Genomic DNA, 18,120 nt, shown 5'->3' with positions numbered 1-18,120 from the left:
ATGTGGAGAACGATCAATGTCGTGTTTAAGTTAAAAACCCCACTCCATATTGGCTATCTACCATCTAAGAGCTCGGTGGTTTCACCCACAAGATATTACATTCCTGGAAGGAACCTGTGGGGTGCTGTGACAAAAAGGACAGCAGAAAATCTCTTCAAAAAACCTGCCGCCCATCATTATAAGAATACCGGTAAAGACATCATGAATAATTTTGTATTCTCATATTTCTATATCTATGATGGAGAGACGATCTATTCTCCCTCCTACACAGATGAAGGGATTAAATACGGTCATGATATTAAGATAGCCAGAGCAGAATTTGAACATAAATTTATAGGCAGCCAGATATCCACAGCCATTGAGCCCGGTTCTTCAACCGCAAAGGATCAGAGCCTTCACGAGATTGAATTCATAAATAACAAATCGTGCGACAAAACCGGGACCCCAGAAGACGTTAAAGTTACAGGATGGATCTGGATCAAAGAAGATGCAAAAATAAATAACAGGGAAGTGGATGTCGACGCCGGAATCTTTATCGATAACTTCAATATCATCCAGGAGCTCATTCTGGGGGGAGAGTCAAAATACGGCTTCGGGCACGTACTCCTTGATGGAGTTAACAAAATAGCTCCCCCATTTGAAGTGAAAGTCCAAGACAGCGTTACAGTATCCAGTGAGTTCTTAATCAGCCACTTAAAATATGATAAAAACCTGAATTTCAGGGGGGACCTTGAACTATTAGCAGGGAGAGGCTACTTTGACCCTGAAACTCAGAGGGGAGGTTCAGGGCCAGGAGCAACCATATCAAAACCACAATATTATTTCACACCCGGAACAAAATTAGAGGATAAGACCTATTTCCGGATGACATGGGACGGTAAATTGAGATTATCAGCCTAATTTTCACATATCATGTCAAATCTAGGAGCAGACTGAACATAGATCTGTTATGCTTGAAGAGCCATCTGAGGCATGAGTTACCGTGAATTAGTTTAATGTCTTCAGTGATCTGGCTTTATGATTCTCATACTACCAGGAAATTCTCAGATGCATCGAATATGGGTGAACTGCTGGGACGGTGCATTTACTGCATGGAGGTCCAGTGGATCACCATATGGAAAAGGACCAGTAAGTCTGCGCTTATAAAGCCATAGTGGGAAAAGTTACACAACTGCTCGTGGACACCTGGATAATATACTTGCTCAGTCTTCAATGAAGCCCCAAACACGATTTAAGGGATGTGATACCCAATAAACCGGAAAATATAAACAGTGGAGTATGTAGGGGACATTCAACGGCAAGAAAAATAAACACAAACATCATCTCAGGCAGGTGAAAACCGCAACTATGATTTCTACAGAGCCGTTATTTTAGAAGCTCCAGAAATCTTTCACGTGTTATCTTTGCCTGTTTGAGAATAGAATTCAGAGTCTTTGGTGCAATTTCGTCATGAAGTGGGACAATAACAACCCGGACCTCGTTATCTACTTTTTTAAGTTTCCTGTGACTTCCTTTTCCACCTGCATTCTTGAAACCATCCCTCTGGAGAGCTTTACAGACTTCCACTCCTGATAGGGGCGGTATCCTCCCAGTCATGTATTTCAACACTCACATACTGCTCCTTTTTTGGCACCACGAATTTTTTGATCTCGGTAGAATATTGTCTCAGAACATCCTCATCATTTAAAAATAACTCGAGGGCCTCTTTAAGATTTTCTACTGCACTTTCCTCACTTTTACCTTGACTGACCACATTAAATGGCTCGCAGATTGCAATGAACCAGTTTCCTTCTCTTTCAATTGATATGGGGAGTTCTAATTTGTACATAGCCACAAAAAATCACCTGCTCCTGCGGTCTTTTCTGCTACAACAGATTATATAATTTATAATATTTATTTATATGCTCTGTGTTGTGGAATCTCTACGGAGTATCCCTTATTAAGCTGATAGGAGCTCACTTCCACCAAAAATCAAGGAAGAGCCTGTTTAATTTTTTATTTTTTGAATTAAATTGGATATATATAATAAAGAGAAAAGTCTGGACCTCTCCAGTCTCCTCACTGAATGATTCAGATTAATCTCCTCAGAGCAGTTATTCAGTGCGCAAAAAAAGGAAGATACAGCTCCACATGTTTCAGCACGGGGGATCATTCCACAAGGAAGAGATGCACCTACCTGCAAGGCCACAGCTTGTAATAATATGAAATAAAAAATTGTTAACAAGTTTTATATACCTCCTTTTTTAAGCTTTACTTGAAATATTTTAAAATAAACCTGAAAAAGGTGAGCTTGTGAAGAAGCATATATTATACACTGCACTTGTGATCTGTCTATTTGCAGCAAGCGGGACATCATTCGCAGAGAACGGCACAGCGCAGAACCAGAGCATGCCAGAGATACTCATAGTAAGCTCAAGTCCCAATGAAATTGCACTGATAAACCGGGTGGCCAATGACAGCGACATCAGAAATATCATAAAGGTACGGGCAGAGAGCGGTAGAACAGAGACCAACCTCACTTACAATATAAGCGGCGACGTGATAATCTTCGGCACAAGGAGTGGTCTTTCCTCACCTGTATGGGAGGCCCTCAGCGATAAACTGAGAGCTGCCCGGAACAGGGGCTCAACGATAATGATATGCGTTGAACCCTCGGCAAGAAACAGTTACGCGCCGATCCTGGACCTCCAGACAGTGAGCACATCAGACCCCCGGTTCAATGAAAGCCTCAGATACCTCAACTATACCAGCGAGAGGAACCTGAAGAACCTCATCCTCTACCTGGCGGCGTCATTCTGCAACCTCAATGTGACCCCTGGAGAACCTGAACAGCGCCCACTCTGGGGCATATACCATCCAGATGCACCAAAGATATTCAGTAATCTCCCAGAATACCTGGACTGGTACATGGAGACAGGAAGATACCATGAAGGCTCCCCAACCGTCGGGATACTGAGCACAGAGTACACGGACATGGCAAGGGACGGTCCACTACTGGATGCACTTGTAAGGAGCTTCGAGTCAAAGAATGTCAACGTCATAGTCTCAACCTACACCTACAGGGACGCCAATTCAATGGAATATATCATGTTAAATGGAAAGGCCATCATAGATGCCGCGGTGTTAATCTCAAGGGGTGCCACTCTGAATTCACAGAACTGGACAGGAGGTGTTGAGGATCTTCAGAAACTCAACGTCACGGTTCTCAACGGTATCAGAATATTCTCAACCAGCATGAACCTCACATCCTGGGAGAACAGCGCCCAGGGCGTGCCCTGCTCTGAAGTCTACCAGTTATCCCTTGCAGAGATGGATGGGATAATAGAGCCCATAGTCATAAGCGTCAAGGAAACCGACCCTCTTACGGGTGTCATATACAACAGGCCCATAGAGTACCAGATAGAGTGGCTAGTGAAGAGGACCATCTCTTGGATGAACCTCAAAAAACTCAGCAACCATGACAAGAAGATTGTGATAACCTACTACAGTGAAGGTGGGGGGAAGGCGAATGTTGGTGCAGACATCGACTACTATCTCAATGCCCAGGCAAGCATAGCAGCGATACTGAAAGCAATGCAGGAGAGGGGATACAACGTCGGCAACAGAACACTGCCCGGAGAGGCAGAACTCGCACACCTCATGGCAGAAGTTGGAAGCAATGTGGGCACATGGGCGCCCGGTGAACTTGAAAACAGGGTGAAATCTGGAAGTGTCATACTGATACCGGAGGATGAATACCTCAACTGGTTCAGCGAACTGCCTCTGGATATGCAGAGGGAGGTCACAGATGCATGGGGCCCCGCCCCTGGAAACCTGATGGTCTATACGAACAGCACCGGAAAGTACATTGTCATACCAAAACTGGAATTCGGAAACATCCTACTCGCCCCTGAACCGGTGTGGGGCTGGCTGCAGGATAACACCACACTCTACAATACAGGGAAACTTCCACCGACCCACAACCTGCTCGCATTCTACTGGTGGATGAGGAAGGTCTACCATGCAGACGCCATACTATCAGTGTTCAGTCTCGTGCCCCTGATGCCGGGAAAACAGGAGGGCCTATCAAGCAGGGACTGGGGCGCTGTTTTACTCCAGGACATGCCCATAATCCACGTGCTCCCCATGGACGCCCCCGCAATCTTTGACAAGCGAAGGGCAAACATGCTGATCATAAACTTCATGACACCCGTACTTATACCCTCCGGACTCTACGGAAACCTCTCCGAACTCTATGATAACATCAGACTATACATGGAAACCGTTGATGACACCCTGAAGAATGCTTACCGTGATAAAATCATAAACCAGAGCCGGACAGTGGGATTCAACTACACAGGCGACAGTTTCGATGAATTCCTCGCAGATGTCACAGCATACCTTGATGATATCAGAAAAAGCTACATACCCTATGGACCACATGTCCTTGGAAGAGCACCCGAAGGCGAAGAACTCATACAGCTATTAATTGCGATGCTGCCCCAAATCAATGGGACAGCTACAGAGAGTCTGCTGAGGGAGGTCGTGCTGAACAACCTCACACCCGAAGAGGCTCAGATCAGAACCACTGGTAGCTTAAATGCTACCATAACAGGCTACCTCCAGCTTGCCATTGAGTATACACAGAGAATCCGTAACTGCACCAGCGAGATAACAGCCATACTCACAGCCCTTGAAGGTGGATACATAACACCCGGTCCCAGAGGTGACCCTATAAGGAACCCTGATGCTCTCCCAACAGGAAGAAACCCATATCCACTGGATTCAAGGACAATTCCAACCAGAACTGCATGGGAAACTGCAGTGAAACTCGTTGACAGCTTCCTTGAGGATTACCTGAGTAAACATGGAACCTATCCCACAAAGGTTGCATTCGTCCTGTGGGCCTCAGAGACCATGAGGCACCAGGGAGTAATGGAGGCAGAGATACTCTACCTCATGGGTGTTAAACCTGTATGGGACTCAAAGGGCAGGGTCAAGGACGTTGAACTCATAACAAACCTTACAAGGCCTCGCATCGACATTACAGTGGTTACCTCAGGACTCTACAGGGACCTTCACATGGATATAATAACCCTCATTGACAGGGCAGTTAAACTCGCTGCTGGAGCCAGCGACACCCCCAACCATATCAGGAACAACTCAGAGACCATCTACCTGAAACTACTGGGAGAAGGTTTCAGTGAGACCGATGCAAGGAGATTATCCCTTCTCAGGATATTCTCTGAGGAACCGGGCGCCTATTCACCGGGCCTCCAGGAGGCAATACCTGCAAGTGAAACCTGGAATAACAGTGATCAGCTGGCCAGTTTCTACCTTGAGAGGGTCTCATCGGCCTACGGTGAAAATATCACTGGATTGAAGGTTCCCTCCATCTTCAGGGATAACCTTATGGATGTGACTGTGGCCATGTTCAGCAGGAGCTCAAACCTCTACGGTGCCCTTGAGCACCCAATGGTAGCAGCCTACTTCGGAGGCCTCAGCCTTGCAGTGGAGATAGTTTCAGGTTCAAAACCAGAGATGTACATAAATAACCTCCGCAGTGATGCAAAGATAGAAACGATGAGCCAGTTCCTCACAAGGGACCTCCTGACAAGATACCTCAACCCCAGATGGATTGAGGGTATGATGAAAGGCGGCTATGACGGTGCAAGGTATATGGATTCCTTTGTGGAGAACCTCTGGATGTGGCAGGTTACAAATCCAGAACTGGTATCTGAATCGACATGGGATATGGTGAACAGCATCTACGTGAGGGACAGTTATGGTATGGGTCTGAATGAATTCTTCAGCAAATCAAATCCCTATGCAAGGGCTTCAATTATTGCAAGGCTCATCGAAACAGTGCGTAAGGGCTACTGGAGCCCATCAGACCAGGTTAAGGCTTCCCTTGCCAATGAGTATATCAACATGGTGAACCAGTATGGTGTTGTCTGCTGCCATCATACATGCGCCAACATAGTGCTGAATCAGTGGATAGTCAGCATCTCAACATTGAACCGTGCCGCGATCGAGAAGTTCAAACATACAATGGCTGCTGCATGGGGAGAGAATCTGCCAGCTGCTGATACAGATAAACCATCAAACGAGGGCAATGGAGAGCATTCAGTGTCAGATGGTGCATCACGAGGTGAATCCGATGCCATGAGTGCAGTGACATCTTCAGGAACCTCAGGTTCGGCAGGAGTTTCACAATCTACCTCAGCATCCTCATCACCCACTGAAAATGGTGATGTAAAGGCTTATGAGGTAGCAGCATCAACACAGGGTACTTCAGAGACAACACAGATGCCAGTTTACGCTCTAATTGGCATCATTGCAATAGTGGGTCTCATGGGTGCAGGTTACCTCCTCAGTGGACGTAGCAAGATAAAATAATCCCATTTATTCTTTTTTTGATTATAAGAGCATTTTAACGTCAAATTTTGCTTTTTGACCGAATTGCAGCTAATCTGTTTCAGACAGCATAACGCTGAATAATATAATGGACAATTAAATGTATTGCAGAAGACAACCTTAAAGGGGTCCGTGAAAACACAGTTTCAAGAGTATCGTTAGCCCACACAAGGAAAATGATTTCTTTACTAAATTTAAGCTATTTTAATAGGATGCGGTGTAGGCGTCACCCTAATTTTTCGAGGATTCTTAAAGGACCTTTCAACAACACTTAACATCTTCTGAATTGAAGGACACTTATTTTTTTCATAAATATCCTTTTCTGACTTTGATTTTCGCATCAAGTACTCGTGAGCGAAGGATCGACTCATAAATTCCACGCCTTCGAAATCTAATTCTATTACATTCGCATCCAGTCTGTTTATCTCCTCAAAAAGATCATCCACATAATCCCTGAAAGCCAGCAGTGCACCGATGTGCTTTTCCAGCCTTATCTTTTCAATTTTATTTTTCATATCTACATCCCGTCCTTTTCCCACGGTAAGATGATTACCACCACATTAACATACATATATACTTTTCTAGAGAGCCACAAATGGTATTCAGCTAACAGTGCCTATGTTTATATTTTGTTAAATGTATTTATATATGTTAAGCTTCCCTTTATGTATGCGCAGGCTGACTAATGTCCCTTGAAACTCATTACCTAACTCATACATCTTAGCATCCTGAGATTTATAAAAAGCCCCCCTTCTAGACACCACTAATAGTTCGCCTTTCCCACCCTCAACAAATATTTTAAGTATGTTATTAAGACCATAACCTCTTTCAGGATCTCCAGGGTACGGAACTTTAGTGGATTTTCCATTTATAGCTTGTATTATTGCTTCAGAGTCATATTCAAAGTAATAATCATGATTCTCAAAATTCTGAGGTATGCTTACACCATCATCAAGAAAACATATCTCAATGAAACCTTTCTTAGGATATTTTTGCGCCAGAATATAAGCTGAGGTGAACTTTGAATGCTGATAAATATTATCGGACAACTCGGAGAGCAAAAAGCATAAAGCATCCTTCCCACCATAACTTTTATCTAACAAATCATATACGTATTTGAGAGGATCCCTTTCGGATCTGTCATGTAATAGTTCAACGAATGGAATGTATGTTTTTCCTTTGCCAGGATTTCCCTGTTCCATAACCTCAAAATAATGCTTCACACCCGGATGTAACTCACACCTCAAAGATTTTGTTTTCTTCAAATGGAAAAGGGGAAGAAGAGTAGTCGGATAGAACCAGGAATACTGTCTTAGATCCAGCATTCTATTATCATTCACCCGAGAACGTATTTCAGAGTAGGTAACATAATTCTCAATCAATGGGGGATCATTCATAAATATATTTTTTATAAACTCATTGATAAGTATTCACCATAAGCTGATAAAAACCTCACACGCTGCCGTTGAAGAAAAAAGGCTTCTGAGACTAATTTATAATCCGCTTAGGAGAGTGGCTGAGATCTTCATATGAACTTTAAGATGATCAGACAGCGTACCTCCTGAGCCTCCCGATGAAGAGTCTGGCCCACAGGTAGGCCACCAGGCTACCCCCGATGTCACCTGCAACGACACCCCACCAGACACCAGCCTCACCGAGGCCCAGGGTCACGGCAAGGAGGTAGGCGAAGACAGCCACCAGGAGGACCTGCCTTATCACCGAGAGCATGAGGGACGTCATCCCCCTCCCCGCACCCTGGAATATGGACCCTGACATTATACCCGGGGGCAGGAAGATGTAGAAGAGGCATATAACCCTCAGGAACCCGGTTATCCTCGGCGCCAGATGGGAGGAAGCCTGGGAGTAGGAGAATATCCAGGCTATCCATGGCGCCAGGACGAATGTGAGGGCCGCCGTGGCCCCAGCTATCAGGAGGCCCAGCCTTATCGAGTAGCCGTGGGCCACCTCCAGGTTTTCAAAGTTCCTTGACCCGTATGCAACACCTGATACGCTCACAAGGGCTGTTGCCACCGATATCACAGGGACTATGGCGAGCATCACTATCCTCCACCCTGCAGAGTAGACAGCCACCGCCGAGGTCCCGGCCACAGATGTGAGTATCCAGTTGAGGAGGGCTGTTACCATGGACATGACCAGGAACTCGGCACTTGCGGGTATGGTGACCGAGAGGATGGACCAGGCGACCCCCCGGTCGGCCCTGAAGTGGCTCCAGCCTATGGAGGTGAAGGTCCTCCCTGCGAGGAACCAGTAGATTATGAGGAGCGACACCAGGAACTGTGATATCACTGTGGCCCAGGCCGCCCCTGCTATGCCCCAGCCTGCCGTGTAGATGAGGATGGGGTCCAGGACCATGTTGAGGACGGCGGATAAACCCATGGCATACATGGGCCTCCTGGCATCACCCTCTGACCTCAGTATTCCGTAGGCGGCCCCCGGGAAGAGGGTGAAGAGGGTACCTGCAAAGACCACGCTACCGTACTCAATTGCAGGTTTCAGGGCCCCTGCGGCGCCCAGGGAGAGGAGGATGTCCCTCAGGAGGATCTCGATTATCACCGTCAGGATTATGGAGACCGTCAGTGTGATGAGGATGGTGTGTGATGCGCTGTTGTTCATGCCCTCCTCGTCACCGGCCCCCAGGCACCTTGATACCGATGACGCTGCACCGGCGCCGAGACCGTTGGACAGCCCCACCAGGATCATGTAGATGGGTGTTACGAACCCTATGGCTGCGAGGGCCTCACCTCCGAGTCCGGCCACCCAGACTGCATCCACCAGGTTGTAGATGGATGTGAGGAGCATCGCCACTATGAGTGGCCCTGAGAGTTTGATGAGGGCCCTCCTGGGATCGCCCCTGATGATCCTGACTCCTTCACTCATGGTTCATCACCCCTTATCCTCAGTCCCTCCTCTGCCAGTCTCCTGCACATCTCCCTGAAGATCCTCCTCTCCTCGTCTGTGAAGTTCCTGAAGAGGAGGTCCTCCCAGCGCTCCTCAACCTTCAGTATGAGGGGGATAATTTCCTCACCCCTCCCGGTTACCTCCAGGATGTACCTGCGCCTGTTCTCCGGGTCCTGCTCTCTCTCAATGAATCCGCTCTCCTCCAGGCGCCTCAGGGTCCTTGCTATGGTTCCCTTGTCCACGTGGAAGAAGGTGGCGAGTTCATCCTGTTTTATCCCTGGTTCCCTGTGGATCCTCAGGAGGCATGCCACCTGGGCGTCTGTGAGGTTCAGGTGTCCCAGCTCCCTCCCGATGAAGACCCTGTGACTCCTGAGGATTATTGAGAGGAGTCCCTTGAGTGGTATGTCCCTGTCCATGCTGATCTATCTGGTGGGAAAACATATATAAATGTTGTCATTGCAACTGTTGCATCTGCAACATAGTCCAGAAAAAAGACTAGAGTTTGAAGTCATGGACCTCCACGGGTCCATTATCCCGGAGGAGCCTGAGCAGTTCATCGGGCCTGTAGAGGAGGCTGTACCTCATATGTGCGGCCACGTCCCCGGGGAGGTGCTCTATGAACTTGTTCTTAACAAACCTGTCAAGGTTATCCTGCAATCTGAGGGGGAAGTCCTCCATGGCGATTATGCTGTTCTTGAATTCACATATGGCTGTGAGGTTCCTCACCCGCTCCCTTATGCCTGACTGGGGTCCCAGGATGTCCAGGAAGCTCCCCTCAACAATCTCACCCGAGTCTGAGAGCACGGCGGTGTTGATGGCTGCGAGTATGAGGCCTGAAAATTCCTTAAAACCCGAGCCCCCCTCAGCCGCTGCAGTTGAGAGTGAGTCATCCATGGACTCATGCCGGATCCAGTATTCACTGACATCAGGAAGTTCCTGGCGCCTGGATTCAGCTGAGGATTTCAGCATCCTCCCCCTGAGGGCCGCTTCTTCATAGAGGGATCCCAGCACATGAAACACCGGTAGATATCTTGACTGTATTCATTATTATCATTTACTATTATATTCAGAAGCCCCCAGAGAAGCATGATCGTATATCCAATGGATGACTCTACTGTGATATCTGCTGCAAAGCAAAGGGATACTAAAAATGAAAGACAGAACATAAGGTATGGATGAAGTTATCAGAAAACACGTCGACAGGTTCCTGAGGGTAATCAGGAAAATTGAGGGCTCAGAGAGGATCCGTTTCATAATACTATACGGTTCCGCCCTCAGGGGCGGTGAATGGTCTGATATAGACCTTGCAATTTACTATGATGCTGAAGAGGATGAGGCATCATACTACAGGTTCCGGGTCCTGAGTGAGGTTGATGAGATTTTCGACGTCCAGATCTTCCAGCAATTACCACTCTACGTCCAGGTTGAGGTACTCAGGGGTGAGGTCATCTACTGTGATGATCAAAGATTCCTCTATGATACCGCCTGGAAGACCATCAGGGACTTCGATGACTTCAGACATAGATTCTATGATTACATTGGCCTTGAAAGGATGGGTTAAGGGGGTGTGAGATGGTCAGAAAGGTCGTTGTACTCACCAAGATACGCGAAATTGAGGAGAGTGTGGGACTCATAGAGGAGAACCTTCCTGAAAGTTTCGGTGAATTCTCAGAACTTGGGCTCATAAGGGACGGGATGTATAAGAGACTTGAATTTGCAGTTGAAAACGTCTATGACATATGTTCAATCCTCAACTCTGACCTCAACCTTGGCGTGCCAGGTTCCGATGGCGAGGTCCTGGAGAACCTCCTCAGATCAGGCATAATCGATGAGGACACATTCAAAAAGATAAAGGCCATGAGGGGCTTCAGGAATATCGTGGTGCACCGGTACGGGAAGATAGACGACCGTATAACATTCAGAATACTCCAGGAACACCTGAGTGACTTCCGTGAGTTTACAGAGAAAATTAAAGCCATCCTTGACTCATTGAATGATGAGGAACAGGATCAGGGCATGCAGCCGCCCAGTTAAGCTCCAACCTTTATTCAGCCCAGTTACTGCAAGATAACAGGTTAAGCTCCAACCTTTATCAGCCAGGTTCAAGGACAGGAAATCCTTCAGCCCTCTGGTTTCTGCAGAAAGATCACAGCTTTACCAGTATGGCGGGCAGAAGATCTGATCATGCCATGATTTAATTACCCGGGCGACATAATATCAGTGTGGTTGTATGAAGTTAAAGGCCCTGATCATTATCATTCTGATTTTTTCAATCCAGCCGGTTCACCCCGTGGATATGGTGGGGGAAGTGAAGCACCTTTCAGAGGATGTGGGTCCAAGACCCGCCGGTTCAGCCAGTGAAAGGATGGCCGCCGAGTACATTGCCTCACGGTTCAAGGATCTGGGGATAAAGACGGAGCTGGAGGAATTCAGGTACTACTCATTAACCTCTCCGGGGGTGAGGAGGTCATGCAATGTTATAGCCACCATTGAGGGTGATTCAGAGCGTGAAATCATAATCTGCGCCGATCTGGACACTCCTGTGGATCCCGTGAGCGGGAACTACTCACCCGGGGCCAACGATGATGCAACCGGACTTGCACTGCTCCTTGAAATTGCAGAGAGGTACCATGACCGGAGGCCGCCATACACAATCAAACTCATCGCCTTCGGTGCCGGGGAGGATGGCTTCACCTTCCCCCTGGTAACCCCGAAAAGGACAGCCCTCTCCCCTGATGCATACCACCAGATAGTCTATCTGCCCTACCTGGTAGGTGCAAGGTACCACGTCCTTAACAGGCAGGAGGAGGTGAACAGAACCATTGCGGTTATCAGCCTGGAGGCCATGGGCATGGGGAGCCCCTGCATTGTGAGGAGGGACTACTACGCTGACAGCAGCCCAGCCCTTGTCGGCCTCATTGCCCTCAACGCCCGCCTTCACGGTATCAGGGCCAATGTGGTTGATTTCATGGCGGCCTCAACACCGGCGGGCGAGCAAGCCATAAGCCACGTTTACCTCCCATTCTCAGTTGCAGGTGTCCCCTCAACCTTCCTGGTCTCCATGAGGGACCCCTCCAGTGGGGGTGTCCACAGCACCATCACCGAGATACCGGGATACCTCTCAGACCGTGACACCTTCAGCAACCTCATTGAGGAGTCAGGTGGAAGGGAAGCCCTTGAAGGGCACATGGATGCCATGGCTGACATGGTCGAGTACAGTATTGAAGCCATTTTCCTTGTCAGAGGGATGTGGGACCTCCTCCAGTGACCTCCTTCAACCAAAAAAAGCAAAGAACTATATGCTTTTCATAACATAAATTATGAGGGAGGTGTTTTATGTACCTTAAGAATTTTGCAAAACTTCTATCCATATTAACCGTTCTGGTTTTTCTTGGAACGGTTTCTGCCGACTCCGGACCCATTATTGAGAGGGCCCAGGCAACGGCACTGGCACAGGACTACCTGGACTCAAAGGGTCTGCCCTACACGGCCATGACCCCTGCCTACAGTGACTGGAAGGCGAAGGTGAGGGTTAATAAGACCGGGGAGGTTAAATGGATACCCTTCGGGGAATATAAAGAGGATGCATTTGAGGGAACCGGTAAATACGAGTACATAGCTGATGCATGGGTTGTGAGGGTCCGCGACAGCTCAGGGAACATCGTCGGGACCATCTATGTTGATGCAGAAAGCGGAAAAATAATAAGTGCAAAAATAGATGGGAGGACTGAAACAGGATCCTCAGGCGGCAAACCCCTCACATATACCGGTAACGGGACCGGGACAGAGGAGGCCCAGGGAGGGATCCTTGAAGCAATCCAGAGCTTCATAAACAGCATAATACAGTTCTTCCAGAATTTATTCGGGTCTGTCACTGGTTAGAGGAACCCCTTAAAGGCACAGAAGGTGGGCATATCACTGGTATTCTCTTCTATCATGGTGTCAGGGAGTTTACCCGATATTCTCTTCTATCATGATACAGTAACCCTGTCAGGGAGTTTACCCGTGGACCTGTACTCTGTGAGGACCCTGACAAATACCCTGAGCAGGATATCCGGTGAGAGGTCCCCTGCCCCCTCCTGCCTTATTCCAACATGATTCGGGACCCTTCCATTCTGATCCATCCACCTGTAGGTCCTGCCGGCCATGTCAACATACTCGGCCCTTGTTAATGTTGCGGAGCTTAACCGGCCATCAGGACTCTCAGGGTTGCCATATTCCCTTACCGATATGTTACCCTTATCGTTACTGTCCAGCATGACTATGGCCCGGGCGAATATGTAGAGGCACTGGTTCATTGAAAGGTTGAGGCCCTTATATTCTATTGAATCTATGGTTCCACTGGCAACTGAAACCCTGTAGGCTATTTCAGGCACTTCGGCCACCGGCACACCTGTACTCTCAGATAAGGTGTTGTTACCTGTTTGTGTACAGCCAGAGATAGCTAAAGTGGAGCATATCATGGCCATCAAAATTAAAGCACGTCTCATATAGATTCCCAGCTATGTATCTGTATCTCAGGGTATATCTAGTTTATGTCAGCTGATGAAATCCCATCGAAGCCTCTTGTTGCGTTGCCTGGATGGTAGCCACTGAATAAATGGAAGCACTGCAAGGGCAGTGGTGGCAGTGGTTTCATAATTAACGATGGCTGGTCCCGTTTAAACAATTCAAAAAAATAAAGTCTTTAGATGCTGGTATGTATTTTTTAAGGAATTTCCTCTGATGGCTCTTAAATGGTCTGCTTCAGAATCGGAGATCAGTTCATAGGCTTTTTCTCCTGATCTCATAGACCAGCTGTTCCAGATCCACTATTTCGCCATTTTTCCCCATCCAGGGGCTTACCCCGTCCTCGCCGTAGAGTATCTGAATCACGTTACCGCAGCTATCCCTTACCCTGCCATCCTCATCGACTATGAGGTCCTGGAGGGCGTTTATGAGACGCCTCTGCATGTAACTGCTGGGGGCTTTACGGACGGCTGTATCCACGAGGGCATCCCTTCCACCCATGGCGTGGAAGAAGAATTCAATGGGATCCAGACCTTCCCTGTAACTTGATTGTACGAATCCACGGGACTTTGGGTCGAGATCTCCCCTCCTGAAGTGGGGGAGTGTCCTTTTATCGTATCCCTTGCTGATACGTTCACCCCTGACGGACTGCTGCCCCACACAGGCTGTTATCTGGGTGAGGTTGAGCATTGAACCCCCTGCACCGGTCCGTGCCATTATTATGGCATGGTTCTCGCCCATTTCAAGGCACCTCCCGGCGATTTCACATGCCCTGTCCATTGCCCCGGAGAGGAGCTCCACTATATTCCTCTCAAGAACCTCTTCGGCGCTCATTCCATGCATGGATCTGATTCTTCCATCCTCATGGTCATCAATGAGCCCCTCAACGGCATCAATGGCCCTATCAACCTGGAATCCATCAGTTCCCTGATTTCTGGGGGCACATCAAACTCCCTGATACCCGCAGTGAATCCTTTCCTCATCAGCACAGCAATGGCCAGTCTGGTGGCTGATTCGAGGAATTCACGGGCCTCATCAGCACCATATTCCCTGATTATATGGTCAAGTAATTTACCTGAAAATGTCCCGCATGCCTTTTTATCAATTACGCCTGATTTGAGTACTCCGTCCTCTATTATTATGCAGGCATCGTATTCACATCTCTCTTCAAGGCATTCAGGGCATCCCCTGCATATATCTGCTCTGAAGGTCATGTTGAGGCCATCTGGGAGTATAAGGTTAAATATTTCTTTTCCGGTCCATTTACTGCCCTTACCATGTTTTAACTGGACTCCGGCTCTTCTCATTAGCTGGAATACCTCTTCATCTTCAAATTCTGCATCCCTTTCTGTGAGGAGGTACAGGCCGGATATGTGGTCATCCATACAGCCTATGATTGGACCACCGAAGCGGGGGGATCTCATCTGTTCATGGACGAGCATTAAGGTCATGGCCTCTGCGCGGGACTCCTCTGTTTGCAGTACATGGAGGTTCATCTCGTCACCGTCAAAGTCGGCGTTGTAGGGTGGGCAGACACACAGGTTGAGGCGGAAAGTCTTGTAGGGCAGTACACGGACCCTGTGGGCCATGATTGACATCCTGTGGTGGGATGGCTGACGGTTGAAGAGTACGATGTCCCCGTCCCCGAGGTGCCTCTCGACTATGTACCCTGGCTTCAGGTTCTCAGATATGAATCTTCCATTCTCATTGGAGACCCTCATCTTGCGTCCGTCGGGTCTTATGACGTCGTTGGCTCCCGGGTGGACGTCTGGCCCGTTTTCTATGTACTCCCTCATACGGTCCAGGTTCCATTCTGTGACGTAGACAGGTACTGTGACCTCCCGGGCTATGATTTCAGGGACACCCACCTCGTTTATGCTGATGTTGGGGTCCGGGGAGATGACGGTACGGGCAGAGAAGTTAACCCTCTTACCTGAAAGGCTGCTCCTGAACCGTCCCTCCTTACCCTTGAGCCTCCGGGCCAGGGTCTTAAGGGGTCTTCCGGATCGATGCCTTGCAGGGGGGACACCTGAGGCCTCGTTATCGAAGTAGGTGGTCACATGGTACTGCAGGAGTTCCCAGAGGTCCTCCACGATCAGCTGGGGAGCCCCTGCCTCCATGTTCTCCTTGAGGCGCTGGTTTATCCTGAGTATATCGACCAGTTTATGGGTCAGGTCGTCCTCTGACCTTTCACCGTTTTTGAGGGTGATTGAGGGCCTCATCGTTACGGGGGGACCGGGAGGACTGTCAGGACCATCCATTCTGGCCTTGCAACCTGGGGGTTGACACCGAGGATGAGGGCGTCGTCATCGCTTATCCTCTCAAGACGCTCCTTCACCTCACTGGGTGTGAGCTTGTAGTCTCCCTCGACGATTGAGACGGGCTTGTCGAGTTTGATCTCCTGCTGTTCCTCCTCACAGTGGGGGCACCTGTCCCTCCTTGCAAGGGAGTATACCCTGTTTACCAGTGGCGTGAAGTTTTCCTCTTTCTCCATGGCTTCAAGTATCCTCTGATATATTCCTCGATTTCAGTCCCGGTGAGGAGGACCCTCCCACATTTTCTGCAGGTTGACCGCAGGATCTTGTGTATGGTGTCTGCGAATCCCACGTGTATGACCGGCCTTGCAAGGTTTATGCTCCCGAAGTGTCCCGGGCACTCCCCTCCCCTTGCGCCGCAGGTCCAGCAGCGGAACCGGGGGTCTATCACACCGAGCCTGGGATCCATGAGTCCGTTCTCTATGGGGTACCCGTCCTCGTTGTAGGTGTCCGGGGTGACGATCTGGGCGACGGATATCTTCCTGATATCCTCTGGGGACATGAGACCAAATTCTATCCCCCCAATCTTCTTTAGAGTTCCTCTCAAGTTATTCTCTCCTCTGAGTTATTTTTTGGTCAGAGCTTCCTTATAAGTCCCTCAATCACCGCCTTCATCACCGCACCATCTGCGGGGACTGTGTGGGTCCTCCCGGAGTGGGTGATGTTCAGCAGTGTTTTTTCCGTGTTGAGGAAGTGTTCAGTTCTCTTCTTGTTCTCCCTCTGGACCGCTATGCCATTGGTGTAGGGCTGGATGGCTAGGACCTTCCTGAGGTCTATGTTCGTTGTCCTCTTTGTCCCTGTGAATATCATCCTCCGTGTCGTCAGGGTCAGTGTACCGGTGTCTATCCTCCGGAGTTCGTCACGGGATTCGCTTATGGCATTGAGGGCCCCCATCCTGAATGAGAGATTCTTTGACACCCTTATGGTGGGGCCCCCGTATCCGCCGGCAGTCCTTCTAACGGCCCTCGGTTCGTAGAGGTCAATGTTGTGGAGTACGAGGACCGCCCTCTCGTTCTTCCTGAGTATTATGGGAGTTTGGGGCTCTCTGAATGTGACATTCCCCTCTGCTGCACTTTTAAGCCATCCTTCAATGTCCCTCCTTCTCTCTTCAATATCCCTCTTTCTCTGGATCTCCCTCTGGAGTTCATTGGATACTCCGCCATTTGCTATCCTGGTCCATTCCTCCTCTGTGAGTGTCTTCCCACCGTACAGGCGCCAGGCCCTGGTGTTCTTGTCTGAGACCCTGCTGAGAAGGTACCCATTTCCCTTGTAAATGAAGACTGCGCCGCAGTTACTGCAGCGCATATTCCTCTTAGACCTTCCAGGGACCCTCCTTTTTGGGAATGGTGTTAATGGTGCTTCCCTGCAGACAGGGCAGAGGTCCCTCCATGATGGGGTTGTCAGGGATTGGTCTGAGAGCTGCCTGCTCTTAATCTTCTCAAGGTAGCCTTCCATGCGGTCCTTATCCAGGGATGTTGTGATCTTCACATCAGGTTTACTCCTGTCGATCTCCACCGTGACCCTTAGAAGCTGCGGACTCAGTGCCCTGAGCTCCCCACTCAGTGCCTCGAGTCTTGATCTTATCTCAGCCATGAGTTCCTCCATGGACCCCTCAAAGTCGCCTCTTCTGATCCTCCTTTTCTTCACGAGCTCCTTTATCTCATCGTTGCATTTCATGAGTGTTTCATTGTCCATCCTGAGGATCTCAGGGGTCAGTCTGCCCAGGTTTTCAGTGTCGTCACTGGCCGTGAGTGTTATGGTCCTTGGACCCGCCTTCATCCGGGCCGGTTGAGGCCTGGTATCCTCCCCTTCACTCCCCCTGAGGGGGCTGCCACATTTAAGACAGTAGTTTGCCCCATCACGATTAAGCTCCCCGCATTCACGACAGTAAACCATAATATAACCCCCCTGGCTCAGGGATCAGATCCCCGAAGTGAACCATTATATGATCCCATGCAGTCATTCTGCACACTGTACAATA

Annotated in this window: 15 protein-coding genes and 1 pseudogene; 6 read left to right on the top strand and 10 right to left on the bottom strand. The window is 48.8% G+C overall.

What is annotated here, in order from left to right:
• Window positions 1-900: a hypothetical protein gene (locus tca_RS01440; RefSeq protein WP_286708989.1), complete on the top strand. Its 900-nt coding sequence runs from the start codon at window positions 1-3 to the stop codon at window positions 898-900.
• Window positions 901-1,365: 465 nt separating this feature from the next.
• Here tca_RS01440 and tca_RS01435 read toward each other — a convergent pair whose 3' ends face one another.
• Both tca_RS01435 and tca_RS01430 read right to left on the bottom strand, forming a co-directional pair.
• On the bottom strand, window positions 1,366-1,566 hold the full coding sequence (locus tca_RS01435; RefSeq protein WP_211305655.1) for a type II toxin-antitoxin system HicA family toxin: 201 nt from the start codon (window positions 1,564-1,566) through the stop codon (window positions 1,366-1,368).
• Window positions 1,553-1,828 (bottom strand): type II toxin-antitoxin system HicB family antitoxin, encoded by a 276-nt coding sequence (locus tca_RS01430; protein ID WP_245942868.1) that lies wholly within the window; start codon window positions 1,826-1,828, stop codon window positions 1,553-1,555. The genes tca_RS01435 and tca_RS01430 overlap by 14 nt, the downstream gene beginning before the upstream one ends.
• 464 nt (window positions 1,829-2,292) lie before the next feature.
• On the opposite strand from tca_RS01430, the gene tca_RS01425 reads away from it, so the two are divergent.
• Window positions 2,293-6,378 carry a cobaltochelatase subunit CobN gene (locus tca_RS01425; RefSeq protein WP_286708988.1) on the top strand — a complete coding sequence of 1,362 codons (4,086 nt, stop codon included), beginning with the start codon at window positions 2,293-2,295 and terminating at the stop codon, window positions 6,376-6,378.
• A 212-nt stretch (window positions 6,379-6,590) separates the two neighbouring features.
• Here the strand turns inward: tca_RS01425 and tca_RS01420 are convergent, their stop codons facing one another.
• The 5 genes from tca_RS01420 to tca_RS01400 all read right to left on the bottom strand — a co-directional run bounded on the left by tca_RS01420 (window position 6,591) and on the right by tca_RS01400 (window position 10,335).
• Window positions 6,591-6,935: an STAS-like domain-containing protein gene (locus tca_RS01420; protein WP_010875955.1), complete on the bottom strand. Its 345-nt coding sequence runs from the start codon at window positions 6,933-6,935 to the stop codon at window positions 6,591-6,593.
• A 93-nt stretch (window positions 6,936-7,028) separates the two neighbouring features.
• Window positions 7,029-7,793: an ATP-binding protein gene (locus tca_RS01415; protein ID WP_286708987.1), complete on the bottom strand. Its 765-nt coding sequence runs from the start codon at window positions 7,791-7,793 to the stop codon at window positions 7,029-7,031.
• Between the two features lie 148 nt (window positions 7,794-7,941).
• Window positions 7,942-9,294, bottom strand: coding sequence for an MATE family efflux transporter (locus tca_RS01410; protein ID WP_286708986.1), 1,353 nt, complete (start codon window positions 9,292-9,294; stop codon window positions 7,942-7,944).
• Window positions 9,291-9,731 (bottom strand): MarR family transcriptional regulator, encoded by a 441-nt coding sequence (locus tca_RS01405; RefSeq protein ID WP_286708985.1) that lies wholly within the window; start codon window positions 9,729-9,731, stop codon window positions 9,291-9,293. The genes tca_RS01410 and tca_RS01405 overlap by 4 nt, the downstream gene beginning before the upstream one ends.
• 79 nt (window positions 9,732-9,810) lie before the next feature.
• Window positions 9,811-10,335 carry a hypothetical protein gene (locus tca_RS01400; RefSeq protein ID WP_286708984.1) on the bottom strand — a complete coding sequence of 175 codons (525 nt, stop codon included), beginning with the start codon at window positions 10,333-10,335 and terminating at the stop codon, window positions 9,811-9,813.
• A gap of 151 nt (window positions 10,336-10,486) precedes the next feature.
• On the opposite strand from tca_RS01400, the gene tca_RS01395 reads away from it, so the two are divergent.
• The 4 genes from tca_RS01395 (at window position 10,487) to tca_RS01380 (ending at window position 13,197) form a co-directional block, all read left to right on the top strand.
• On the top strand, window positions 10,487-10,876 hold the full coding sequence (locus tag tca_RS01395; protein WP_010875944.1) for a nucleotidyltransferase domain-containing protein: 390 nt from the start codon (window positions 10,487-10,489) through the stop codon (window positions 10,874-10,876).
• Window positions 10,877-10,887: 11 nt separating this feature from the next.
• Window positions 10,888-11,349 (top strand): DUF86 domain-containing protein, encoded by a 462-nt coding sequence (locus tca_RS01390; protein WP_286708983.1) that lies wholly within the window; start codon window positions 10,888-10,890, stop codon window positions 11,347-11,349.
• Between the two features lie 274 nt (window positions 11,350-11,623).
• Window positions 11,624-12,583 carry a M28 family metallopeptidase gene (locus tag tca_RS01385; RefSeq protein WP_286708982.1) on the top strand — a complete coding sequence of 320 codons (960 nt, stop codon included), beginning with the start codon at window positions 11,624-11,626 and terminating at the stop codon, window positions 12,581-12,583.
• 68 nt (window positions 12,584-12,651) lie between these two features.
• Complete coding sequence (locus tag tca_RS01380) at window positions 12,652-13,197, top strand: hypothetical protein (protein ID WP_286708981.1); 546 nt, start codon at window positions 12,652-12,654, stop codon at window positions 13,195-13,197.
• Window positions 13,198-13,286: 89 nt separating this feature from the next.
• Here tca_RS01380 and tca_RS01375 read toward each other — a convergent pair whose 3' ends face one another.
• From tca_RS01375 to tca_RS01365, 3 genes and pseudogenes are all read right to left on the bottom strand, one after another.
• Entirely contained in the window at window positions 13,287-13,700 is a 414-nt protein-coding gene (locus tca_RS01375; RefSeq protein WP_286708980.1) for a pseudomurein-binding repeat-containing protein, read from the bottom strand.
• 379 nt (window positions 13,701-14,079) lie between these two features.
• Window positions 14,080-16,686 (bottom strand): annotated as a pseudogene (locus tca_RS01370) (DNA-directed RNA polymerase subunit A').
• Between the two features lie 29 nt (window positions 16,687-16,715).
• Window positions 16,716-18,035: a zinc ribbon domain-containing protein gene (locus tag tca_RS01365; RefSeq protein WP_286708979.1), complete on the bottom strand. Its 1,320-nt coding sequence runs from the start codon at window positions 18,033-18,035 to the stop codon at window positions 16,716-16,718.
• Window positions 18,036-18,120 lie beyond the last annotated feature (85 nt).

Origin of the sequence: Methanothermobacter sp. EMTCatA1 (assembly GCF_002356395.1) — an archaeon.
Lineage (GTDB): Archaea > Methanobacteriota > Methanobacteria > Methanobacteriales > Methanothermobacteraceae > Methanothermobacter > Methanothermobacter thermautotrophicus.
Note: the sequence above shows the minus strand (reverse complement) of the source record. Positions and strands in the feature narration are given on the sequence as shown.

Coding starts and splice junctions, on each gene's coding strand:
- tca_RS01440 (WP_286708989.1), top strand. CDS start 1: ATGTGGAGAACGATCAATGTCGTGTTTAAGTTAAAAACCCCACTCCAT.
- tca_RS01430 (WP_245942868.1), bottom strand. CDS start 1,828: ATGTACAAATTAGAACTCCCCATATCAATTGAAAGAGAAGGAAACTGG.
- tca_RS01415 (WP_286708987.1), bottom strand. CDS start 7,793: ATGAATGATCCCCCATTGATTGAGAATTATGTTACCTACTCTGAAATA.
- tca_RS01410 (WP_286708986.1), bottom strand. CDS start 9,294: ATGAGTGAAGGAGTCAGGATCATCAGGGGCGATCCCAGGAGGGCCCTC.
- tca_RS01405 (WP_286708985.1), bottom strand. CDS start 9,731: ATGGACAGGGACATACCACTCAAGGGACTCCTCTCAATAATCCTCAGG.
- tca_RS01395 (WP_010875944.1), top strand. CDS start 10,487: ATGGATGAAGTTATCAGAAAACACGTCGACAGGTTCCTGAGGGTAATC.
- tca_RS01390 (WP_286708983.1), top strand. CDS start 10,888: ATGGTCAGAAAGGTCGTTGTACTCACCAAGATACGCGAAATTGAGGAG.
- tca_RS01380 (WP_286708981.1), top strand. CDS start 12,652: ATGTACCTTAAGAATTTTGCAAAACTTCTATCCATATTAACCGTTCTG.
- tca_RS01365 (WP_286708979.1), bottom strand. CDS start 18,035: ATGGTTTACTGTCGTGAATGCGGGGAGCTTAATCGTGATGGGGCAAAC.